The organism is Nocardia anaemiae NBRC 100462 (assembly GCF_001612725.1).
Classification (GTDB): domain Bacteria; phylum Actinomycetota; class Actinomycetes; order Mycobacteriales; family Mycobacteriaceae; genus Nocardia; species Nocardia anaemiae.
In genome coordinates this window covers 18254-40903 of sequence record NZ_BDAZ01000051.1, presented here as the reverse complement: position 1 = coordinate 40903, position 22650 = coordinate 18254, and the positions used below count along the sequence as shown (strand labels likewise).

The 22650-nt window shown below is 66.0% G+C and carries 16 protein-coding genes and 5 pseudogenes; 6 read left to right on the top strand and 15 right to left on the bottom strand.

Annotation, left to right across the window (positions count from 1 at the left end; all coding sequences use genetic code 11):
- Positions 1 to 222: 222 nt before the first annotated feature.
- The 5 genes from NA5_RS26895 to NA5_RS26875 all read right to left on the bottom strand — a co-directional run bounded on the left by NA5_RS26895 (position 223) and on the right by NA5_RS26875 (position 5818).
- On the bottom strand, positions 223 to 948 hold the full coding sequence (locus NA5_RS26895; RefSeq protein ID WP_062990987.1) for a DUF4333 domain-containing protein: 726 nt from the start codon (positions 946 to 948) through the stop codon (positions 223 to 225).
- Positions 949 to 1098: 150 nt separating this feature from the next.
- On the bottom strand, positions 1099 to 3801 hold the full coding sequence (locus NA5_RS26890) for a DEAD/DEAH box helicase (protein ID WP_062990880.1): 2703 nt from the start codon (positions 3799 to 3801) through the stop codon (positions 1099 to 1101).
- Positions 3798 to 4751: a twin-arginine translocase subunit TatC gene (gene tatC, locus NA5_RS26885; RefSeq protein ID WP_062990878.1), complete on the bottom strand. Its 954-nt coding sequence runs from the start codon at positions 4749 to 4751 to the stop codon at positions 3798 to 3800. The genes NA5_RS26890 and tatC overlap by 4 nt, the downstream gene beginning before the upstream one ends.
- A gap of 105 nt (positions 4752 to 4856) precedes the next feature.
- A complete protein-coding gene (tatA, locus tag NA5_RS26880; RefSeq protein WP_062990876.1) occupies positions 4857 to 5129 on the bottom strand; it encodes a Sec-independent protein translocase subunit TatA in 273 nt (90 codons plus the stop codon).
- Between the two features lie 479 nt (positions 5130 to 5608).
- Positions 5609 to 5818: a hypothetical protein gene (locus NA5_RS26875; protein ID WP_062990874.1), complete on the bottom strand. Its 210-nt coding sequence runs from the start codon at positions 5816 to 5818 to the stop codon at positions 5609 to 5611.
- A 540-nt stretch (positions 5819 to 6358) separates the two neighbouring features.
- On the opposite strand from NA5_RS26875, the gene NA5_RS26870 reads away from it, so the two are divergent.
- The gene (locus tag NA5_RS26870) at positions 6359 to 8152 is read left to right on the top strand and encodes an AfsR/SARP family transcriptional regulator (protein WP_169811368.1); all 1794 of its coding nucleotides are present in this window, start codon (positions 6359 to 6361) and stop codon (positions 8150 to 8152) included.
- A gap of 48 nt (positions 8153 to 8200) precedes the next feature.
- A complete protein-coding gene (locus tag NA5_RS26865; RefSeq protein ID WP_062990870.1) occupies positions 8201 to 10201 on the top strand; it encodes a P-loop NTPase family protein in 2001 nt (666 codons plus the stop codon).
- Between the two features lie 22 nt (positions 10202 to 10223).
- On the opposite strand, the gene NA5_RS26860 is transcribed toward NA5_RS26865, so the two are convergent.
- The 3 genes from NA5_RS26860 to NA5_RS26850 form a co-directional block, all read right to left on the bottom strand.
- On the bottom strand, positions 10224 to 11003 hold the full coding sequence (locus NA5_RS26860; RefSeq protein ID WP_062990868.1) for an alpha/beta fold hydrolase: 780 nt from the start codon (positions 11001 to 11003) through the stop codon (positions 10224 to 10226).
- Between the two features lie 188 nt (positions 11004 to 11191).
- Positions 11192 to 12010: an alpha/beta fold hydrolase gene (locus NA5_RS26855; RefSeq protein ID WP_218020162.1), complete on the bottom strand. Its 819-nt coding sequence runs from the start codon at positions 12008 to 12010 to the stop codon at positions 11192 to 11194.
- Positions 12007 to 13455, bottom strand: coding sequence for an FAD-dependent oxidoreductase (locus NA5_RS26850; protein ID WP_063813606.1), 1449 nt, complete (start codon positions 13453 to 13455; stop codon positions 12007 to 12009). The genes NA5_RS26855 and NA5_RS26850 overlap by 4 nt, the downstream gene beginning before the upstream one ends.
- Before the next feature lie 156 nt (positions 13456 to 13611).
- Here NA5_RS26850 and NA5_RS43040 point away from each other — a divergent pair, with 156 nt between their 5' ends.
- On the top strand, positions 13612 to 14004 hold the full coding sequence (locus tag NA5_RS43040; RefSeq protein ID WP_174555274.1) for a hypothetical protein: 393 nt from the start codon (positions 13612 to 13614) through the stop codon (positions 14002 to 14004).
- Here NA5_RS43040 and dmpG read toward each other — a convergent pair.
- The 7 genes and pseudogenes from dmpG to NA5_RS26815 form a co-directional block, all read right to left on the bottom strand.
- A pseudogene (gene dmpG, locus NA5_RS26840) lies at positions 13998 to 15040 on the bottom strand (4-hydroxy-2-oxovalerate aldolase). The gene NA5_RS43040 and the pseudogene dmpG sit on opposite strands and share 7 nt — an antisense overlap.
- A gap of 23 nt (positions 15041 to 15063) precedes the next feature.
- Positions 15064 to 15348 (bottom strand): annotated as a pseudogene (locus tag NA5_RS26835) (acetaldehyde dehydrogenase); the annotation flags it as partial.
- A gap of 240 nt (positions 15349 to 15588) precedes the next feature.
- Positions 15589 to 16408: pseudogene (locus NA5_RS26830) on the bottom strand (2-keto-4-pentenoate hydratase).
- A 41-nt stretch (positions 16409 to 16449) separates the two neighbouring features.
- Entirely contained in the window at positions 16450 to 17130 is a 681-nt protein-coding gene (locus NA5_RS43585; protein ID WP_503826378.1) for a hypothetical protein, read from the bottom strand.
- Between the two features lie 69 nt (positions 17131 to 17199).
- Positions 17200 to 18214: pseudogene (locus tag NA5_RS43580) on the bottom strand (FAD-dependent monooxygenase); the annotation flags it as partial.
- Positions 18211 to 19236 (bottom strand): VOC family protein, encoded by a 1026-nt coding sequence (locus NA5_RS26820; RefSeq protein ID WP_062990860.1) that lies wholly within the window; start codon positions 19234 to 19236, stop codon positions 18211 to 18213. The pseudogene NA5_RS43580 and the gene NA5_RS26820, both read right to left, overlap by 4 nt.
- On the bottom strand, positions 19233 to 20093 hold the full coding sequence (locus NA5_RS26815) for an alpha/beta fold hydrolase (protein ID WP_245672418.1): 861 nt from the start codon (positions 20091 to 20093) through the stop codon (positions 19233 to 19235). Before NA5_RS26815 ends, NA5_RS26820 begins: the two co-directional genes overlap by 4 nt.
- A 177-nt stretch (positions 20094 to 20270) precedes the next feature.
- On the opposite strand from NA5_RS26815, the pseudogene NA5_RS43290 reads away from it, so the two are divergent.
- The 3 genes and pseudogenes from NA5_RS43290 to NA5_RS41415 all read left to right on the top strand — a co-directional run bounded on the left by NA5_RS43290 (position 20271) and on the right by NA5_RS41415 (position 22275).
- A pseudogene (locus NA5_RS43290) lies at positions 20271 to 21541 on the top strand (NADH:flavin oxidoreductase).
- A gap of 8 nt (positions 21542 to 21549) precedes the next feature.
- Positions 21550 to 22047: an EthD domain-containing protein gene (locus NA5_RS26805; protein ID WP_062990858.1), complete on the top strand. Its 498-nt coding sequence runs from the start codon at positions 21550 to 21552 to the stop codon at positions 22045 to 22047.
- A gap of 87 nt (positions 22048 to 22134) precedes the next feature.
- A complete protein-coding gene (locus NA5_RS41415; protein ID WP_245672414.1) occupies positions 22135 to 22275 on the top strand; it encodes a hypothetical protein in 141 nt (46 codons plus the stop codon).
- Positions 22276 to 22650 lie beyond the last annotated feature (375 nt).

Here is a 22650-nt window from a genome sequence, read left to right as displayed (position 1 = left end):
CTCTGCGACACCACTGCCTGCCCTCTTCTAGTCCCGCCACCGGCAACGGAGTCGGACGAGGCACTGCGCATCAGTGCTCGGCTCAACAGCCGGGCCTAACACGAGCAGAGCTGCCCCAAACAGAACCTGGTCGCCGTGCCTACGTCTATGCGCTCGCCTACCTACGACGAGCAGCGGGGTCGCCCCACCGACACCCGCTCGCCAACTGCCAACCGAACAACGTCAGTTCGGGCGGCCGACCTCGTAGGTTCCGTCGTCCTTGGTGATCTTGACGGTGACCTTCTTCTGCTCACCGCTGACCTTCAGGTCACAGGTGAAGGTCGCATCGACCTTGACCTCCTGGCCGGAGGGGCATGAGACATCGGCGACATCCTGGATTCCGTAGGAATCCGAGAGCACCTTCTTGACGCCGTCCTGAACGGCGGCCTGGTCCAGCTGATCCTTGCTGGTCAGCACGAGCACGAGCACCACAATGGCGCCGATGACGGCGACCGCGAGTACACCCAACCCGATGAACAGGCCCTTGCTCTTGCCACCGCTGCTCGGCTGCGGGGTCTGCTGCTGCCACGGCTGCTGCTGGCCCTGCTGCCAGGGCTGTTGGCCCTGCTGCGCGGACCAGTCCTGCTGGGCTGGCTGCTGGCCCCACTGCGGCTGACTCGGCTGGCTGGGCTGGGGCTGGCCCCACTGCGGCTGGCTCGGCTGGCTCTGCGGGTTCGGCTGCCCCCACTGCGGTTGACTCGGCTGGCTCTGCGGATTCGGCTGACCCCACGGCTGCTGCTGCGCGTTCGGATCGCCCCACTGCTGGGTCGGCTGCGCCTGCGGGGTACCACCCCACTGCTGGGTCGGCCCGGCCGCACCGGGTGCCTGTTGTCCGCTCCACTGCTGGGTGGGATCGTTGCGTCCCTCCCCGGGACCAGGGGCGTCGTTCGGTCCGTACGGGCCGCTCATCTGGTTGCCTCCACTCGCATCGTTATACACACGGTAGCCCCCCGCGTGAGACTCGTCGCACAACAGGACCAATCCGGTGTGAGGTGCGATCCTGTCCGACTCCTCCGCCACGGTCGGTACGCGAAAGAAATCAAATCACAATCGAATCGGCTACGCGGCGTCCACGGCTACGACACCCCGTCGGATCGCGCGGACTGCCTTGGCCGCGGTCCCCGCGACCTCCACATCGTCGGCGGTTCCATGGATCTGATCGAGCAGATCGATCACCTGTCGGCACCACCGCACGAAATCGCCCGCGGACAGCGGCGCGTTCTGATCACCGCTGGCCAGCAACGACTCGGCCAACCCATCGCCGCGCGCCCATTTGTAAACACCTGTCACGAAACCGAGATCCGGTTCGCGGGTGGGCGGCAGCTTGTGTCGCGCCTCATCGGAGCGCAACTCGCTCCACACGCCGACGGTCGCGCCGACGGCACGGCGGACCGGTTCGGTCGGCCCGGTGGCGCCGAGATAGCCACCCTCCTGGCGGGATTCGTACACCAGAATGGAAACCACCGCGGCCAATTCGGCCGGACCGAGCCCGCGCCACAGACCCTGCCGCAGGCATTCGGCGACCAGCAGATCGCTTTCGGCGTAGATCCTGGCCAGCCGACGACCGTCGGCCGTCACCTCGCCGACGTCCACGAACCCGCGCTCCTCGAGCAGACCGAGGATCCGGTCGAAGGTGCGCGCCAGCGAATTAGTGGTCGCGGCAACCTTCTGGCGCATCGTCTCGGTCTCGCGCAGCAGCCGGTTGTAGCGCTCGCCGACCCGGCTCATCTGCTCGCGATCGGGCCGGGTATGCGCCGGATGCGAACGCAGACTGCGCCGCAATGTCGACAGCTCGCGGTCCTCGCCCGCCTGTGAACGGTCACCGCGCCGCGACCGGCCCGGCGCGGATATTCCGGTGCTGCGCAATGCCGACGCCAGATCGCGCCGAGTCCGTGCCGTGCGGTGATCGATTTTGCGCGGCAGCCGCATATGCCCAAGGGTCTTCGCGGGCACCGGGAAATCGGCGACCGATACCCGCCCCGCCCATTTGTCCTCGGTCAGTACCAGCGGACGCGGATCCCCCGGCGTGGCATCCGGCTCCAGAATCACCGCGAGCCCGGCCCGCCGCCCGGACGGAATGGCCACCACATCGCCGCGCCGCAGGGACACCAGCGCGTCGACCGCGGCCCCGCGCCGATCAGCCCGACCCTGCTGCGCGATCTGACGTTCACGCTGCTTGATCCGCTCGCGCAGGGAAATGTATTCCAGGAAGCCGCCGTCCTCGCCGCCGAGCTGATCGCGCAATTTGCGCAACTGCCCCTCATTGCGCTCGATCCCGCGCACCAGCCCTACCACCGACCGGTCGGCCTGGAACTGCGCGAAAGACCGCTCGAGCAGTGCCCGCGACTCGTCGGCACCCATCCGATCGATCAGGTTGATCGACATGTTGTAGCCCGGCCGGAACGAACTGCGCAGCGGATAGGTCCGGGTGGAGGCAAGACCGGCGACCGCACTGGTATCGACCTCGGGCTGCCACAACACCACCGCATGGCCCTCGACATCGATCCCGCGCCGCCCGGCCCGACCCGTGAGCTGCGTGTACTCCCCCGGCGTCAGCTCGGCGTGCGACTCACCGTTGTACTTGACCAGCCGCTCGAGCACCACCGTCCGCGCGGGCATATTGATGCCCAAAGCCAGTGTCTCCGTTGCGAATACGGCCCGCACCAGACCGCGCACGAACAATTCCTCGACGGTATGCCGAAAGGCGGGCAGCATGCCCGCATGATGCGCGGCCAAGCCGCGATGCAGCGCCTCGCGCCACTCCCAGTAGCCGAGCACCTCGAGATCGCCCTTCGGCAGATCCCCGGTGTGCTTCTCGATGATCGCGTCGATCTCTTCGGTCTCGTCGTCACGGCTGAGATCCAGTCGCGAACGCAGGCATTGGGCAAGCGCCCCATCGCATCCGGCCCGGCTGAAGATGAAGGTGATCGCGGGCAGCAGCCCTTCATCATCGAGCTTGGCCAGTACCTCCGGCCGTGGCAACGGCCGGAAGTTGCGGTTCCCACCGCGACCGCGCGGTCCGCCCCAGCCGTTCATCCGGTCCGCCGCCTCGCGGTGGCGTATATAGCGCACCAGATCCTCGTCGACGAGCACCTTCTGTTCGCTGGAGTCGGTATCGAACAGATCGAACATCCGCCGCCCGACCATGACGTGCTGCCACAGCGGCACCGGGCGGGTCTCGTCGACGACCACTGCGGTATCGCCGCGCACGGTCTCCATCCACGCGCCGAATTCCTCGGCATTGCTGACTGTCGCGGACAGGCTGACCAGCCGCACATCCGGCGATAGATGCAGGATGACCTCCTCCCAGACCGCGCCGCGGAAGCGGTCGGCGAGGTAGTGCACCTCGTCCATCACCACATACGACAGTCCGCGCAGCGCGTCCGAGGAGGCGTAGAGCATATTGCGCAGCACCTCGGTGGTCATCACGACCACCGGCGCGTCCGGATTGATCGACTGGTCACCGGTGAGCAGTCCGACCTGGTCGCGCCCGTGCCGCTCGGTCAGATCGGCGAACTTCTGGTTCGACAGCGCCTTGATCGGGGTGGTGTAGAAACACTTTCCGCCCGCTGCCAACGCGAGGTGCACCGCGAATTCGCCGACGACGGTCTTACCCGCGCCGGTCGGGGCACAGACCAGCACGCTGTGCCCGCCCTCGAGGGCTTTGCAGGCATTGCGTTGGAAGGGATCCAACCCGAAAGTCAGCTCGGCGGAGAACTTTGCCAGCTCGCCCGCCTGCGACTGGTGATACGTCACGGTCAGAGGGTATCGGAGTAGTCCGACACAGGTCGCGCCGATTTCTCCGGAGGGTCCGTGATCGAATCGGCCGGGTTGATCGGCTCCGGGCCGGAGATCGTGGAGGCTTCCTCATCGGAGAGTGCCGCCAATTCCTCGGCCTCCCGACGTGCGCGTCGCTTGTCGTTGATCCGGGAGATCTGAATGGCGACCTCGAACAGCACCGTGAGGGCCAGCGCCAATGCCAGCATGGAGAACGGATCCTGCGGGGTCACGATCGCGGCGAAAACGAAGAGCCCGAACACGATTCCGCGCCGCCACTTGGCGAGCTTGTCGTAGTGCAGCACCCCGACCAGATTCAATCCGACTACCAGCAGCGGGATTTCGAAGCTGACACCGAAGATGACGAGCAGCTGGATGATGAAGCTGAAGTACTGCGAACCGCTCAGCGCGGTGATCTGCGCGTTGTTGCCGATATTCAGCAGGAAGCTCAACGCGTGCGCGACAACCCAATACGCGAGGACGGCACCGGTCGCGAACAGCGCGCTACCGCAAGTGACGAAGCCGATCGCGTACTTGCGTTCCTTCGCGTACAGACCGGGCGTGATGAAAGCCCAGATCTGATACAGCCACACCGGGGCGGCCAGCACTACACCCGCCGTCATACCGACCTTCAACCGCAGCATGAACTGTTCGAAGGGCGCGGTCGCCAGCAGACGGCAGGCGCCGTCGGTGGTGAGCACGGCTCGCGACGAGGCGGGCAGGGAACAGTAGGGTCCGGTCAGCAGCGAGCCGAGACTTTCGACACCGAAGATCGTGTGCGCGTACCAGAAGAAGCCGAACAGCGTGGTGATGACGACCGCGGCGATCGAGACCAGCAGCCGACGGCGCAGCTCCTGCAGATGCTCGACCAACGACATGGTGCCGTCGGGATTCGTCCTGCGCTTACTGCGCCGGGGATCGAACGGGATTCGCATGGTGGTGTGTTGGCCCCTGGGGTCGACGGTGCCCGCAGCGGTCGGCGGGCAACAGCACTGCGCCCGGAGCGAGTTCGCGACTCACCCCGGCGGCAAAGGCTGGGCTCAGAGTGACTTCGGCTGTGCCTGGTGCTCGGCCTGCGGCTGCGCGACCGTCGGCTGGACGGCCGAGGCTTGCGGCAGTTCGGCGGCCGGTTGCTGGGCCGGTGCTGCACTTGCCTGTGCGCTGCTCTCGTTCTGCATCTGGCTGACTTCGCTCTTGAAGATGCGCAGCGAGCGGCCCAGGCTGCGGGCGGCATCGGGCATACGCTTCGCGCCGAAGAACATCACGAAGACCGCGGCGATGATCAGCCAGTGCCAGATGCTCAGACTGCCCATAATTAAACCTCCAAAGAATGTGGTAGCTCCGATGCTACCGGACTATGACATGCGAGAACGCCCGCGTCGGCGTGCTCCTCCACCGCCGGAGCCTTTTGCCGGTCGCCAGTGCGTCGATGGTTTCGTAGCGGGCCCGCGGTAGCCTGGCCGGGCCATTTCTGGACCTGCCCGACGAGTTGCCAGTGTGCTCTCGGAACGCACCGCCGCTGGCCATGATGCCCTCAGTACCGGGGTTCTGTGTCCAGCTGCTATCTAGTCGTCAAGAATTCGGCCGACGTATGTAGGGCGGTACTGAATGACGGGGTGTGCTGGCCTCGCCCGGTTGGGCCGGGCTGGTGGCGCTCTGCGGTGTCGCCGGGAACCCACCTGAGGTCACGCGAGCGGCCGGGTCTCCAACGTCGGCGGTGTCGCGGGCACAGCCTGAGGCTGCGGCGTGGGTGGTGTCGTCGGGATCAGGCGCGCCGCCTCGTATCTACGGTTCACTGTTCCCGCAGCCGGTGTCGGCCTGGCGGGTGGGTGACGAAGCTGCCGGTCACGGCGGGGATCTGGACGGTGGGTTCGTCGAGTAGTCGGTGCAGCCGTGCGCAGAACGCGTCGATCGACCCATAGCGCATCAGGATCTCGCTGACAAGCTGCCGCATGCTCGCGGCGATCAGGGGATCGGCCACCGTATCGAGCGCCTCGTCCAAATCCTGCCTCCTATGTCCGGGGACAAGCATCCGCGCGGTTCACAGAAGCCGGGCACCTCCACGAGACGAACCAGGCCCGGACTTCTCGCTCCTCGATCGGGCTCCTGTGCGGTCCCGGCTCGTGAGCCCCCAACAGAAACGGCGGTTTGCGCAACCATCCAGTGATTCGACGCCGCGAGTGCGGGTGGATTGCCCGCGATCCGACCGAATCAGCATCGACACCACCTCGACCGGACACTCACCGCACATAGCGCGATCGAAGCCGCCCACCCAGACCTGATCACGGCGATGTAGTGCGGTCGCGCACGAGGCTACGCTGGCGATTCCGCCCTCCCGGTCGGTCCGTCGTCCCGATACCAGGGGGCGAGGTCGATGCCCAGCGAAAGCAGGGCCACCATCGCACTGGCAGGAGAACGAAAAGCGCGCAGGGTCGCGGGCATCGGTTTTCGAGCACTGTTCGATCGGCGAATGGACTGGGAAATGAGCAGTGGTCGCGGCGACCATGACAATGACTCGGCCGTGGCAAGGAGTTCAGGGATTGTGCTGGAGACAGATGTGGGGTTGTTGCGGCTTTCGGTGCTCGGACCGGTCGAGGTGTGGCTCGGCGATGTGCCGGTGGATGTCCGGCAGCCGAAGCTGCAGGCGCTGCTGGCGATGGTCGCGATGCGCGACGGCCGCGCCGTCTCGATCGAGGAGTTGATCGACGGGATATGGGGCACCGACGTCCCTGATTCGGCGGTCAGCGCCGTGCGCAATTTCGTGTGGTCGGTGCGCAGACAGCTCGCTGACAACGGCGGTGCCGACATCCTGGCCTCGGTGCGCGGCGGTTATCGCCTGGCGGTTCCGATCTGTATCGATGCCGAGGTCGCCAAGCGGCGTCGGGATGCCGCTGACGCGTCGCGCGCGGCGGGACGGCTCGCGGAAGCCGAGATGGAAGTGCTTGCGGGACTGGAACTCTGGCGAGGTGGTCCGTTGGCCGGAGTGCCGGGTCCGTGGGCGGCGGCAGAACGAACGCGATTGCAGCGGCTGCGCCGGAGTCTGCAGGAGTGTTCGATCGAGATTGCCACGGCCGTCGGCGAGCACGACCGGGCCATCGCGGAGATCGAACTACTCCTCGGCACGGATCCACACTCCGAGCGGTTGTCCGCACTGCTGATGACGGCGCTTCATCGAGCGGGGCGGCGTGCCGAGGCGTTGGCCGCCTACCAGCACGCCAGACGGCAACTCGTGGAGGACCTGGGCCTCGAGCCGGGCTCGACTTTGGTCGACTTGCACCAGCGGATACTCACCGACGACGCGGTATCCGTCACCACCGCATCCGCTGCGCCCCGCGTCCGGCACGTTCCTGCCCAACTGCCTCCGGACATCACTGACTTCACTGGGCGCTCGGCCGAGGTCGCCCAACTGGAGACCGACCTCGACGGGGTGGACGCGATGGCCGTTGCCGCCGTGCAGGGCATGGGCGGGGTGGGCAAGACGACGCTGGCGGTACATGTCGCGCACCGTGTCCGGCACCGGTTCCCCGATGGCCAGCTTTACGTCGACCTCCGCGGCACGGGGACGGATCCGGCCCGGCCCGATGACGTTCTCGCCGAGTTTCTGCACGCGCTCGGCGTCGCTGAGGACGACGTGCCGTCGGGGATGAGTAGCCGCAGCGCCCTGTGGCGGTCGATGGTCGATGGTCGGCGTATGCTGCTTCTCCTGGACAACGCTTACGACGCCGCCCAGGTGGCGCCACTGCTACCCGGTACATCGGCGAGCGCGGTGCTTATCACCAGCCGCCGTCCGATCCATGTTCCTGGTATCCGAGCACAACGACTCGCCGCACTCGACGCATCGACCGCGGCGGCTTTGTTCGCCAGGGTCGTCGGTCGCGATCGGGTGGCCGCGGAGGCGAAGGCAGCCCGGCGCATTGTGGGTCTCTGCGCAGGTTTGCCGCTCGCCGTTCGCCTGGTCGCCGCGCGGATCGCGAGCCGCCCCGAGTGGACACTCACGACCGAGGCCGAACGAGTGGCCGCGCGGCGGGCGGAGTTGGCGACGTTCGCGTTCGCGGGCGTCACCTTGGACTCCGCCCTCCGCGCCGGTTATGCGCAACTGGATCCGGAGGCGGCCCGTGCCTTCCGGCTCATGGCCCGTGTCGGGCTGCCCGACCTTTCGCTGGCGGTGATCGCGGATGCGCTCGATCGGGACCGCCAGGTCTGCGAGCGTATCTGTGAGGAGTTGGTGGACCACAGCATGCTGGAGTCAGCTGCGCGGGGCCGCTACCACTATCACGATCTGGTGCGGATCTTCGCCCGTGGTTGCCAACCACGCGATGGCGGACCGGTTTCCTGATGGCGACCGTTGGGTCGATAGATGACCGCGACGATTGGAGGAGAGGACATGCTCGCGCACAGCTTGGCCGAAGGGCGCGACCGGGCGTTCGTCGGACGCACGACCGAGCTCGCCTGGTTCCGGGCGGCGGCAGCAGGTGCTGCGGGTACATGCCCGATCCACTATCTGCACGGTCCCGGCGGCATCGGCAAGTCGGCCCTACTCAGAAGGTTCGCCAGCGAAGCCCGGCAAGCGGGCCGCTCGGTCGTCGAAGTGGACAGCCGCACGGTGACCCCCACCCCGGAAGGCTTCACCGAGGCCGCGGGGATCGCGCTGCACGAGCCGGGGGCAGTGCTGCTCGTCGATACCTTCGAGAAATGCCAAGGCCTCGAGGGCTGGCTGTGGGAACGGTTCCTGCCGCAGCTCCCGGTAGGCACGATCGCGGTGATCGCCGGACGAGTGCCCCCTGATCCGGTGTGGACGTCCGATCCGGGATGGGCCGACCTACTCCAGGTCACCGCCCTGCGCAACCTCGCACCGGGTGAGGCCGCCGAGTTCCTGCGCGCGCGCAGAGTGCCCGCCAGCGCACAGCAGGCCTTGCTCGGATTCACCGGAGGCAATCCCCTCGCGCTCGCTCTCGCCGCCGCGGTCGCGGTGAAAGACACTGCGGTGACGCGGAATTGGAAACCGACCCAGGACACCATCGCCACTCTGCTGGACCAGCTCGTCGGCGACACTCCCAGCCCCGAGCACCGCAGGGCGCTGGAGATCTGCGCCCATGCCTTCGTCACGTCCGAATCGCTGCTGCGCGCCCTCCTCGGCGATCAGGCCGCGGAACTGTTCGCGTGGCTGCGCGTGCAGCCGTTCATCGAGTCGACCGCCCTGGGGTTGTTCCCGCATGATGTGGTCCGGGAAGCACTCGAGGCGGACTTGAAGTGGCGCGACCCGGAGGGGTTCGCCGAAATGCATCACCAGATGCGGGAACTACATCTAGCCCAGCTGCGCTCGGCGCCGGTTTCCCAGCTGCTCCAGGCGACCGGTGCGTTGATATTCCTCTACCGCACCGACCGGCAGATGTCGGAGTTCAATGTCTGGCGCGAGGTCGGGCTCGTCGAAGACCGCGCCTACCACGATTCGCAGCGTGAGCGGGTGCTGCAACTGGTCCGACAGACCGAAGGACCGGAGTCGGCCTCGATCGCCGCCTTCTGGCTGGACCGCCAGCCCAGGGCCTTCCGCGTGTATCTCTCCACGCATACCGGAGAGCTCGTCGCGTTCTCGGCATGGCTCGAACTGTCCGAACCCGAAGGGCTGGATATCGATCCGATCGTCGCCGCGGCGTGGAATCACGCCCGCGCCACGGAGCCCTTGCGCTCGGGGGACTATATGGCGTTGGCGCGCTTCACCATTGATGAAAGCTGCTATCAGCGACCTGCGGCCTCAACGACTTTCGCCCAGTGGCGGGCAACCGGGGAAATGATCCGCGGTGACCGGCTCGCCTGGTCGTATGTCGTGATGCGCGACGACGGCTACTGGGACGACCACCTCGGTGATATCAATATGATGCCGATTGACTCGCCCCCGACTGTCGGGGATCACCAGTACGCGCTTTTCGCTCATGATTGGCGCGCGCAGCCCCCAGGCCCGTGGCTGCAGCAGAAGACCGAGGCGATGCTGTCGGGTTCGTCCATGGCCGACCGAGCGGCCCGTGTGCGCGGTGAGCTGGTCGTGCTGTCCCGGCCCGAGTTCGATGCGGCGATTCGCAATGCCCTGCGCGCCCTACGTCAACCGGCAGCGCTGGCCGACAACCCACTCAACCGCAGCCGCCTGGTCCTCGACAGCGGCACGAGCCTGGCCGAGGTACTCGCGGACGCGGCGCAATCCCTGCTCGGCGAACGCGGCGGCGAGAAGCTGCATCGTGCGCTGACCATCGCTCACTTCAAAGGTGCTCCCACCCAAGAGGTAGCGGCCGAACTGCTCGGGCTGCCGTTCAGCACCTATCGCCGCCATCTGACCACCGCGGTCGAGCGGATGAGCGATCTGCTGTGGCAGCGCGAGCTGAACGGACACTGATCGACCGGACCCTTCAGGTGCGTCACGCATGAAACGGCCAGTGGCTGCCCTCCCGGGGGAACAGGGATTCCCAGAAGTCGTTCAACGCCGCTGCGGCCGAGGCCGGGTCCTCCAGCATCCACCAGTGCCCCGCCTCCGGCATGAGGTAGAACGTCGCTCCGAGTTGGCGTGCGACATCTCCGGCCAGGAGGTAGTCGTCGAACTGATCACGCACCGGATTGATGACCAGCCCGGGCACGTCGGATCGCTTCAGCTGATCCCCCCAACCGCGATAGGGATTGGGGATCGCGGATCGGTAGAAGTCGAGGAGCGACTTGCCCATCTCCGCGTCGAACCGCTGCTGCATCCGGATCGCATGGGGATCGGGTGCACCCGCCGACCGTAGGCTCGCCGCGACACTTCCCCGCGCGTCGACATCGGCGGCCACGCCCTGTCTGACGAACTCCTCGCCCGCACCGGCGGTCTGCCAGATCTTGGCCAGTTCGTGCCAGACATAGTCCGGATGCATGCTGCTCGCGATGTCGGCCACCCAACTGCGCAGCGCGATATCGGGTCTCGTCACTATCCGATAGGTCAGCAAAGCTCCGACGTCATGGCCGACCAGGTCGATGGGGCCGCGCATGCGCCGCAGTTCGGCCACCAGCCACTCGGCGTACTCGTCCTTACTGGCACCGAAGGAATCCGGCCTGCCGCGGCCGAATCCGGGCAGCATCAGCGCCACACTGTCGGTATCGATGTGCGCACGCACGCCATCCCAGATGTCCGCAGTCTCCGGGGCGCCGTGTACGAATACGACGGTCACGCGAATTTCCTTTCGAAATGGTTTGGACCGCAACGTGTTAGCGCAAGAGGAGGTTTGCGACCCGCCCGGCGCATGCCAGGGATTCCGCGAGCACGAGCGCGTCCTCCACGGGTGGTCTCCTCGGTATCGCTGTTCTCGACCCGACGGCGCCCCGAATCACCGCTCGGGCATTCGGGGCGCCGAAAGGCTCATTGCGTCGACAGGAAGTCGAGCAGCAGCTCGTTGACGGTTTCCGGTGCCTCGAGTTGCAGCCAGTGGCCGATTCCGTCGAGCCGCTCGTACCGCCAGTATCCGCCGACGTACTGCCCTGTTCCGAGCATCCCCTGCTCGGTCAGATACCGGTCTTCGCTGCTCCAAACACCCATGACCGGTGCGAGTACGGGCGGTAGTTGTGGCGGGTCGACCAGCAGTTGCGGTCCGGCCCCGGTGCGATACAAACCGAGACTGGTGCTGAGCGCGCAGGGGTCGCGGAGCCGCTCGATGACCTCGTATAGGTCCGGATGGGTGGCCAACCATTGTCGAGCGTTGGCGAAATCGTCTTGCGCGAGCCAACGTTCGGCGATCCCCTGGAACTGGAACAGCAAGAAGTACCAGGACATTTCGCGCTGACGCAATCCGGCGTCCACGATCGCCGCGGGGTGCCCGACCGAGAGGCAGGTGAGGCTGGCCACCCGCTCCGGGAAGCTGCCCGCAAGCAGCTGGCCCAACGATGAGCCCCAATCGTGGCCGACGACGTGCGCCCGTTCGACGTCCAGTTCATCGAGGACACCGACCAGGTCACCGACGTACTCCGCGAGCTCGTACTGCGCCAGCTCCACCGGTTTGTCCGAGGCGCCGAACCCGCGCAGATCGGGTGCGATCGTGCGGTATCCGGCGGCGTTCAGTGCGGGCACCTGGTATCGCCAGGTGGCGTGTGTGTCCGGATAGCCGTGCACCAGCAGCACATCCGGTCCGGTGCCGCTGACCTGTACCTGCATTTCGATCCCGTTGGTTTCGATGCGTGTCACTTCGCTCCGATCACAGCGAGCAGCTCCGTGCGTGACGGTCCCGGCTCCGGATAGCGGGTAGCGCCACCGCCGAGCTCGACGATCCGCTCGACCAGTCCGGGAGTTGCCAACGCCTCGTCCGGGGTGCGGTTCAGCGAGCCGATATCACCAAAGGCCCGCAATACATTCGGATCTTGTAGCTTCGCGGCTTCCACCGCGTGCCGTAACGCCCAGTCCTGATCATCGGTTTCGTAAGGGACACCGGCGATTTCGCCGTCGATCTGGGCGAGCCTGTGCTCGTCCCATGCGGCCGTGGCGTGATGAGCCGGGCCCTGCGTGGCCTCGGTGACCTCGTCGAACCGCAGGACGAGCTTCTCCGGATCGCCCAGGCCGACCTCCCGCAGCACATCGCGCAGCAGCGCCGCGTGCGACATACCCATCGTGATCCCCATGCCGAAGGTGGGATTGGTTGTCGCCCAGGCATCTCCGATGCTCAGCAGTCCGGTCGCCACCGGCCTGTCATCGACGACGAATCGGCGATGCCGCGCTTCCATCCCGGACATGGCGAGCACTCCGGTGATCGGCTCCCCATGAGAAGCCCAGTGCGCCATGTTGGGATACAACGCCGCGACCCGTTGCCAGACCTCCGGATCGCTCAGCGCTCGGACGGCGCGATCGCGGCCCGATACGAACAGCGCCAGCGCCCAGGTCCCCGCATCACCCGGAACAGTGGTCATCGACAGGCTGTCGTGGTGGTCCAGTGGCCACCCCGCCTGTGCGGGCATGGAGCCGTCGGCGGAGCGGAAGTAGCGACTGTAGGCCAAGAAGCCGGTCTCGTGCTTGTTCTGAACGGGCGCGGTAGCGCCGATGTCGGTCAGCATCTTGCTCACCGGGGAGTTGCGACCGAGGGCGTCGACTACCAGATCCGCGTGGATGGCCTCACCGTGAGCGGTCAGCACTCCGGTGACATGCGGAACCCCGGCGGCCGATGCGCCGTCGGACAGCAATCCACTGACCGGTGTGCCGCGGCGAACGATGACTCCGGCGGTTCGCGTGGCGGCGTTACCGAGTCCCTCCTCGATGACCGGGCGGCGGGCGGCGAGGGTGTCGAACCGTTCGTCGCCCGGCAGTCGGCCACCGATCGCGGCCAGATCGTAGGCGCCGCCGAGCATATTGTGCCGCCTGGCCCCCACAGCCATCAGCTCATCGATGGCGTCGGGCAGTTCGCGGACGAGCAGGTGGTAGGCCCCCGGCAACATGATGTGCGGGTGCCGGAACTGAGTGACGCCCGGTCGCCGCCATTGGTCCCACGCAGCCTCGGCGTCGTTCCCCGGGCTGCCGGAATCCTTGTCCAGCACTGTGACCCGATGGCCTTCGTGCGCCAGCAGCAGCGCCGCCGTCATGCCAGTCGGACCGCTGCCGAGAACTATCACGTTCCTTGCTCGAGCTGCTCTGGTGATTCGCATGTTCGGTTCCTTGTGACTATTTGTTAGGACTTGGCCAACTTTCGGCTCGGGTGGAGCTCACTTGCCAGACCAGAAAGTGCTCAGTTGCCACAGCGCCCGCTGGGCCGAGCGGAATGTCGACTCGGCACAGCGGGCGCTGGTGGTCAGGAGACGGAGTTGACGGCGTCGACGATGACCTTCGCCACGGCGTCGGGCTGCGAAACCGTGAGCGCGTGCGAGGAGCAGTTGTTCGACGAGGCGGTCCGGTCGGTGCTGCAGGTGTACAGCGAGATGCGCGACGCGATCGTCGAGCTGTACGACGATCCGGCGGATGTGTTCGCCGTGAGTTTTCGGATGACCGGTCGATTGCAGCGCCAGGTGCCGGAAATGGTTCGGGTACTGCTGCATTCGGGCATGTCGGTGCTACCGCTCGATGAGGGCCTGGCACCACGGGCCCGCCGGGACATCATTGCCGCGCAGGACGCGGGCCGCGTGCTATCGCCACCCGACCGTCGGTCGTGGTCGTTGCGGGCCATACCCGCCGCAATGACTGCGCACTGGAGTCAGTGACCGGCCCGGCCACCGGCGATGTCGAGGGCGATGTCGACAATCATGTCTTCCTGCCCGCCGACCAGACCGCGGCGTCCGGCCTCGGTCGACAGAGTCCGTACATCGATGTCGTATGCGGCAGAGGCCTTTTCGGCGTGCCGGAGGAAGCTCGAGTAGACACCGGCGTAGCCGAGTGTCAACGTTTCCCGGTCCACCCGCACCGGGCGCTCTATCAGCGGCCGGATCAGGTCGTCGGCGGCATCGGTGAGCCGGTCCGGTTCGCACCATGCTCCCAGCCGTTCAGATCCGCGACGGCGATAAAGGTTTCCAGCGGCGTATTGCTAGCACCTGCACCGAGCCCGGCCAGCGACACATCTACGCGGGACACGCCCTCCTCCACGGCAACAACACTATTGGCGACCGACAGCGAAAGATTCTGATGGGCGTGGATACCGATCTCGGTGTCATCCGCCAGCACCGCTCGGTAGGCGCGCACGCGTTTGCGGACGCCGTCCATGGTGAGCCGTCCACCGGAATCGGTGACGTAAACTCAATGCGCACCATAGGATTCCATGAGCTTGGCCTGTGCGGCGAGCCGCGCGGGGGTGTTCATATGGCTCATCATCAGGAAGCCGGAGACGTCCATGCCGAGTTCGCGGGCGAAGGCGATGTGCTGGGCGGAGATATCGGCCTCGGTATAGTGGGTGGCCACCCGCACCGAGCCCACGCCGAGATCGTAGGCGCGGCGCAGATCGTCGATGGTGCCGATGCCGGGCAGCAGCAGTGTGGTCAGCCGGGCGTAGCGCAATGCGCCCGCGGCGGCTTCGATCCACTCCCAATCGGTGTGGCTGCCCGGTCCGTAGGTGAGGCTGCCACCATGTAGGCCGTCGCCGTGCGCGACCTCGACCGCGTCGACTCCGGCGGCGTCCAGCGCCGCCGCGACGGCGGCGATATTCTTCGGCGTGATGCGGTGGCGCAGCGCGTGCATGCCGTCGCGCAGTGTCACGTCCTGCAGGAAGATCTCGGGCCCATCCGGCACCTGGCCACCATTGCTCATCGAATCGCGGTGCGATGCTGTGCTCATTTCACACTCTCCGGTGTCGGTGCGGTTGTGGCGAGACGTTCGGCGACACGGAAGGCGGCCGAGGTCATGATGTCGAGATTCCCGGCGTAGGCCGGGAGATAGTGGGCCGCGCCTTCGACCTCGAGGAACACCGAAACCTGGTGTGTCACAACCGCATCACCGACCAGCGTGTGCATCGGCGCGTCTGGTGCGAGCGCGGTGATCTGGATGTCCTGTTCGAGCCGGTAGCCGGGCACATAGGCCGCGACTTCGGCGACCAGCGATCGGTCCCGAGCTCGAATCCACCTGGGAACCAAGCACTTACCAGGGCATCAGTATTTGGGGCCACAAACCCGTCGGCGAGACAGTGTTGGACAAGTTCGCCCAATTCCGGCAGGCAGTTCGGAGCACGACCACGCCGGAGATCACTGTCCCGGAGCTCGCGGGAGGACTGTCGCGATGAACACTACCGACTACGACGTCGTGGTCGTGGCTTTGGGTGCCGATATTGCCCGAGCCGATGACGGCGACTTTGGTGCGAGTCATTGTTCCTCCAGCGTGAAGTCGACGGAGCCGAGTGTCTGTGTGCCGCTGAATAGTTCGGACCGAACGCGGGCGCCGGGACGCAATGGCGCCATCGGTCCGAGCGCACCGGAGAGCACGATCTCACCGGCGCGCAGCGCGGCACCGAAGTCGCGGGCGGTGCGGGCCAGCCACGCCAGCGCGTTGAGCGGATCACCGAGACATGCCGAACCGGTTCCGGTGGAAACGATCTCGCCGTCGATCGCCATATTCATCACGATCTCGCGCGGCTCGAACTCATCGAGCGAGAGCCGCTCGGCGCCGAGGACGAACCAGCCGCTGGAGGCATTGTCGGCGACGGTATCGGCGAAGCTGATATCCCAGCCGGCGATGCGACTATCCACAATCTCCAAAGCGGCAACCGCATAGTCCACCGCACCACGGACGCTGATCGCATCCAACTGCTCGACATCGAGATCAGCAGCCAGCACGAACGCCAGCTCGGCCTCGATCTTCGGCTGCAATAGCGGCGGCCGGTATGCCGCAGGAGTTTCGGTGACGTCCATATCGTCGAACAGCACGCCGAAATCGGGCTGATTCACCCCGAGCTGCCGCTGGACCGCTGGGGATGTCAGTCCGATCTTGCGTCCCACGATCCGAGCACCCGCGGTCAGGCGAGTCCGAACACCGATGCGCTGCACCGCATACGCCGACTCGACATCGGTCAGGGCCGATAAGGTCACGCACCGCAGTGCTCGGCGCACCCGTGGTCGCGGCGATGGACAGCCGCTCGGCCGCTGCACGTACCGCGGTGGAATCGGTCACGAGCTCGCCCGTCATCCGGGCACTGCCCCTCATCGAATCGCTACGCGATACTGAGCTCATCGAGCCTCCTCGAGGTGGTCCGATGGTGCCGCGGCGACGGATTCGTCGCCGTTGCCGTCTGATCGGATATCCGGTACCGGTCGTATGGTCGGCAGATTCAGTCGACGAACGAGGTCACCGACCAGGGCATTTGCGCCGGGCCCGGTGGCCGTGCCGAACAGATATCGGTCGGGGCGCAGGACCGCGACGCCGCCGACACACAAGCCCGCCTTGGCGAACCACCGACATAACGCGCCGGTGTGATCCTCGATATCGATGTAGTCGTCGCCGGTTGCGCGAGCGTCACCCGGCTCGCCTTGCGGGCGTCCGCCGAGCGGATAAACGGTGACGAAACGCGCGCCGAGCATGCGAAGGAAGAGCTGGGCGTCGTCATCGAGCACGCTGCGCGGGTCGACCCCATAGCCGAGCACCGAAAAACCGAGACCCAGCGCGTCATCGAAACGTTGGTGCCGACCGTTATAGGTGCGCACGTCGGGTTGCGGTGCGAGCGTGCCCTCCAGCCCCCACCAGCGTCGCCGAGGCAAGCCCAGGTAAGCGTCGCGCCGGAAACGCGGCACGGGCTTCACCTTCGCGCTGCGAATCCAACCCCCCAACCCCGGTACCCGCAGCGCGGTGGTGATCGCGATATTGCGAGCCGAGGCGGCGAGGGGATTGCGCAGCGAGACGAAGCTCTTCATGAATACCGACAGATCGATCATCGCCTTGGCGTGCGGGCGTCGCTCGGTCTCGTAGCTGTTCAAAATGCTCTGGCTCGCACCGTGTTTGATGATCGCCGTCAGCTTCCACGACAGGTTGTCCGCGTCACGCACACCGGAGTTCATGCCCTGCCCGATGAATTGCGGGGTCATGTGCGCGGCATCCCCGGCGATCAGGATGCGACCGACGCGCCAGCGGTCCGCGACGACCGCATTGAAGGTGTAGACGAGTTTGCGCAGCACCTCGACCTCGTCGGGGTCGACGTAGCGGGAAATGTGGCGGCGTACCGTCTCCGGATCCTCCATCTCCTCTTTCGTCTGTGCGTCGTGCAGCATGAACTCGAAGCGGTGATGACCGCCCGGCTGCGGGCACGACACGCTCGGCAGTTCGGGATCGCAGACGAAGTTGAAGTACGGCAGATGCCGGAACGCGTCTACCCCGTCCTTGGCTTTCAGGTCCACCACCAGCCACCGCTCGGGAAAGCTGGTGCCGGTCATATCGATGCCGAGGTTGGTGCGCACGATACTGCGGCCACCATCGCAACCCACCAGGAACTTCGCACGGACCCTTTCGGCGGTGCGAGGGTCGGATTCGGGCGTGCGCTTGCCGTAGTCGGTGCCTTGGCATTCGGTGTGCTCCACGCTGACGGTGTCCGCGTTCTGGTCGAACTCGACCACCTGCCGACCACGTCGCACCGTGACGTGCGGGTAGCGGTCGAGCGCGCGCGAGAGAATTCTCGAGGTACGGCTGGTACAGGTGGTTCACCACCGGCCAGCCCAGCGGGCGTTCGGTCTGATGGAACTGCGCCAGCAGCGAACCATCCTTGCGCACCCATTGCACCGTGGAGTCGAGGTTCATGTCGGCCGAGAGTTCCTCTGCGGCACCGGCGGTTTGGAAGATCCGCATGCCTTCGTCGTCGGTGTAGACCGCGCGCGCGAGCCCGTAGTACTCCGGTTCCCGTTCGAGCACGAGCACGCTCACTCCGCGCCGCCCCAACAGGTTGGCCAGGGTGAGGCCGGTGGGGCCCAGGCCCACGACCACGACGTCGTAGTCTGTAGTGTTCATCGCGACAGTCCTCCCGCGAGCTCCGGGACAGTGATCTCCGGCGTGGTCGTGCTCCGAACGGCCTGCCGGAATTGGGCGAACTTGTCCAACACTGTCTCGCCGACGGGTTTGTGGCCCCAAATGCTGATGCCCTGGTAAGTGCTTGGTTCCCAGGTGGATTCGAGCTCGGGACCGACGACGATCGGATTCCAGCCGACCTCGAGCTCGAATCCCGACGGCGTCACGCAGTAGTAGGACAGTTCGCGGTCGTTGGTGTGCTGACCGACCGACCACGCCATGCGGAAGCCGAGTTCGCGCACCCGCTGATACGAGGCGAGCATGTCGTCGAGGGTCCCGGACTGAATATTGATGTGCTGCACCGAGGTTCGGATCGGGTCTATCTTGATGCCGCGAATATTGGCGATGGCGATCGAATGGTGCCGTTCGTTGACCCGCAGGAACCGGGCCTTCATCTTCAAACCGGAGATGTTCTCGTCGATGTAATCGCTGATCCGGCAGTCGAAAACGGTCTGGTAATAGCCGCGCATCGACTCGGGTGCGCGCGAAGTGATCGCCACGTGACCCATTCCGGCCTCTCCGGTCACCCAGCCGGAGCTGATCATCCGCAGCGGCTCCGGGGTGGTCACCGGGACCGTGAAGATCTCCTGCACGATGCCCTTCGGCCCGGCGAAGCGCCACAGCCGCTCCACACCCCGCGCCGCGGCCTCTTCGGCGGTGCCCTCGGCGATCGGCACGCCACGGTCGGTCACCCGCGCGACGATGCGGTCGAAGGTCTCATGGTCGTCGACGTGCCAGCCCAATGCGGTGACATCCTCGGCGGGGCCGCGCTGGATCAGGAATCGACAGGTGCGATCGTCCAGCCGGAACCGCAGCCGGTCACGGTCCGGCTCGTCCACGTGCACGCCGATCGCGTCGGCACCGAATCGGCGCCAATCGGTCAGCCGATTCGACTGCACCACAACATATCCCAGATGAACAGCCCCGAACACCGAGTCGGGATTCGGCCGCAGAAAATCAGTCATGTCGTCGCCTCTAGGAAGGCGGTCGTGAGGGTGTTGAACAGGTCCGGGCGCTCCCACTGCACCCAGTGACCGGTATTGGCCGCCATATAGACATCGCAGTTGGGCATCGCCTCGGCGAGCATGCGGGCACCCTGCGGCCGGTTGACCTTGTCCGCGGCACCCCAGATCACCAGGGTGGGATGGGTAACCTCGCGCAACCGCGAGTCCCGGGTGAAATCCATCCGCCACAGAGTGCGCAAGGCCAGCGGCCCGGACGGGCGACGCAGCGGCGGCTCCGCCACCACTTGCGGCTCGATGCTGGCCTGGAAGCGCTTCTCGATCAGCTCGTCGGGCACAGCACTTCCGTCGAACACCAGATACTCGCGGATGAACCGGATGATCTTCTCCCGGCTCGGTCCGCTGCCCCGGTAATAGTTCAGCAACTCATTGAGACCGTCCGTCGGCAGCGCACGAGTGGTGCCGACACCACCCGGCCCCATCAGCACCAGCCGATCCACCTTCTCCGGCCGCTCGATCGCCAGCCGCAGCGCCGCCGCACCACCGTAGGAGTTACCGACCAGATGCGCCGAGGCGATGCCCAGCTCATCCAGCAGGCCACCGATCATCCGGGCCAGATATCCGAACGGATCGGACTGGTCGACGAACTTCGACGACTGCCCGTAACCGGGCAGGTCCGGCACGATCACCCGAAACCGCTCCGCCAGAGTCTCGACGTTGCGCACATAGTTCGACAGCCCATTCGCGCCCGGCCCACCACCGTGCAACAACACCACCGCGGGACCGGATCCGGCCTCGCTGTAGAAGATGTCACGCTTTCCGACCCGGACTGTCCGCCCAGTTCCGACGCCCTTGTCGATGCTTGTCACAGGTACCTCCATCGGGGTTATTGATTAAATCATCAGTTGCGATCATATGCTCTGTCAAACGAAACTGATGAAACCATCACATTCAGGGCGATGACCGACTTGACGGCTCCTCACTCCTGAGATTCACTGAGCTTTAGATCACATATGATGAATTGATCAGGAGATTAGATGGTCGACTGTTTGCTGCGCAGACCTCTCGACATCGGGGCGATGCGAGTCGATGGCCGCCTTTTCAAGTCGGCCACGAGCGAAACGCGGGCAACCGAGGACGGCTTCGTCACCGATGACCTGCTCGCGTTCTACGAGCCGATGACCCGAGCGGGCACCCCGCTGATCGTCACCGGGAACCTTTACGTCTGCCTGCAGGGCAAATCGGCAGGTCGGCAGGCGGGCATCGACCAGGATGACAAGATCGAGGGCCTGCGCGAATGGGTCGCCGTCGCGCATGCGGGCGGTGCCAAGCTCGTGGCTCAGCTCAATCACGGCGGACGGCAGATCGCGAGGCTCGCACCGGGTGCGGACCGCATCGTGTCGGCGTCGAACGTGCGCGAACCGCTGTACGGGACCAAGCCCTCTCCCCTGCGTCTGGACGAAATCCGCGGCGTTGTAGACAGTTTCGTGGCCGCGAGTGTCCGGGCACGCGAGGCGGGTTCGACGGTGTGCAGATCCACGCCGCACATGGCTACCTGCTCGGACAGTTCCTGACCCCGCACACCAACCGCCGCACCGACGAATACGGTGGGCCGCTCGAGCGACGCGCCCGCCTGCTGCTCGAGGTGATGGACGCGATCCGCGCCCGACACGGCGACGATTATCCGGTACTGGTGAAGATGAACAGCACAGACGATCTGCCGTTGCGCCATGGCGCCACGACCGACGAACTCGTGCGCGTCGCGCGGTGGCTGCAGGACGCGGGCGCCAACGCCATCGAAATCTCGCGCGGGCACTACGAGTCGTGGCCGGGGATGGTTCAGGGCAACTATCGCGGATTCCTCAGGGCCAGTGTCAGTGTCGGCCTGCTGATGCACTCGTCGAGGGTGCGCAAACTCGCGCTGGCAGCCATGGCACCGGTGGCCGAACGCGTCGCCGAACGACTGCGGCCACCGCAGGAAGGCTTCAACCTGCCCTACGCTCGCCGGTTCACCGAGGCACTCGACGTTCCGGTGATCGCGGTCGGGGGCTTCCACACCCGTGCGGGCATGGAGAACGCGCTGGCGAGCGGCAGCGTCGACGCCGTTTCGGCCGCGCGGGCCTTCATCGCCGACCCACACCTCTACCGCAACCTCACCGGCGAACCCACCCCCGGACATCCGGTCTGCGGCTACTGCAACGGGTGCATCGCGCGATTCAGTGGCTCGCGAATCGATTGCTACAACGACGAAATCCGGGGAAAACGTGAGGTCATGCTGGCCCTCACTCGATCACCGCAAGACAAGTAAAGGACGAGATGTCGATCAACAACACCCTCGACCGCGCGAGCTCGCGGCGCGGGTTCCTCACCGGCGCGACCACAGCGGGCCTCGCCGCGATCTTCGCGTCTCAGCTGCCGAACGCGGTCGCGGACCCCGAATCCGATCGGATCAAGATGGTGTGCGCGCTCCGATGCCGAGCCGACCTGTCACCGGAACAGTTCGACGACTACTGGTCGAACCGCCACGGCCCCTTGGCCACCGAGCAGATCAAGCTGCTCGGTGGTGACCGCTACGTCCAGAGCCATATCACCGATGCAACCCAGAACCTGCTGCTCGCCACCACAAAGGGCACCGGGGAAGCCTTCGACGGACTCACCGAAGTCTGGTTCCCGTCCCAACAAGCAGTGCTCGCGGCGCTGGCCACAGTAGCCGGGATCGAGGCCAACCAGCGCCTCTCCGATGACGAGAAGAATTTCCTCGATCTACCGCGGTGCTCGTACTTTCTGACCACGGAGCACCTGCTACTCGGCTAGCCCGACAGGCAGTTCTGTCGTTCCGGCCGCACGGATGCGGCCGGAACCCACACCTATCTCCGGCCGAACGCCACGGCCTCCCGACGAGTGTCGAAGGCCGAAGGCATCAAGAAGATTCGCGTGCTCACCGCCGACTGGACCCAGGAAGGCGGCGAGCTCACTCCGAAGCTATCGCTCAAACGCGCCGTCGTACTCCAGCGCTACGCGGCCGAAATCGACGCGCTGTAGTACACCTGAGCGGGTGGCGTGCGGATGCCGAAGGACACGGCATACGCGGTACCAGGTAGAACATCAACCCACGACTTGGCGACGAACATCGGGGGACACCGCCGCCGAAGCGGATGAAATCGCCCGTGCGGCAGTGGAACTGAAACGCTCAGCCTGACGCGGGAGCACCGGCAATTCCTCGGCGCGAAGGCCGCCGAGAAGATCCCTGCGATCGGCGGCAGCTTCGGACAGGGGAATCTCGAACACGTCATCGCCGCCCTCCCGGACCCTCGTCATCGGCCTGGACGGCGTCCACAACGGACTGGGTCCGCGATCCAGAAGCTTCCTCGCCTCCGCACCGGAGGGAGCTGGACCGGACCGCTGGTCGCCACGCTG

Coding starts and splice junctions, on each gene's coding strand:
- NA5_RS26895 (WP_062990987.1), bottom strand. CDS start 948: ATGAGCGGCCCGTACGGACCGAACGACGCCCCTGGTCCCGGGGAGGGA.
- tatC (WP_062990878.1), bottom strand. CDS start 4,751: ATGCGAATCCCGTTCGATCCCCGGCGCAGTAAGCGCAGGACGAATCCC.
- tatA (WP_062990876.1), bottom strand. CDS start 5,129: ATGGGCAGTCTGAGCATCTGGCACTGGCTGATCATCGCCGCGGTCTTC.
- NA5_RS26865 (WP_062990870.1), top strand. CDS start 8,201: ATGCTCGCGCACAGCTTGGCCGAAGGGCGCGACCGGGCGTTCGTCGGA.
- NA5_RS26850 (WP_063813606.1), bottom strand. CDS start 13,455: ATGCGAATCACCAGAGCAGCTCGAGCAAGGAACGTGATAGTTCTCGGC.
- NA5_RS43585 (WP_503826378.1), bottom strand. CDS start 17,130: ATGAAGAGCTTCGTCTCGCTGCGCAATCCCCTCGCCGCCTCGGCTCGC.
- NA5_RS26820 (WP_062990860.1), bottom strand. CDS start 19,236: ATGACTGATTTTCTGCGGCCGAATCCCGACTCGGTGTTCGGGGCTGTT.
- NA5_RS26805 (WP_062990858.1), top strand. CDS start 21,550: ATGTCGATCAACAACACCCTCGACCGCGCGAGCTCGCGGCGCGGGTTC.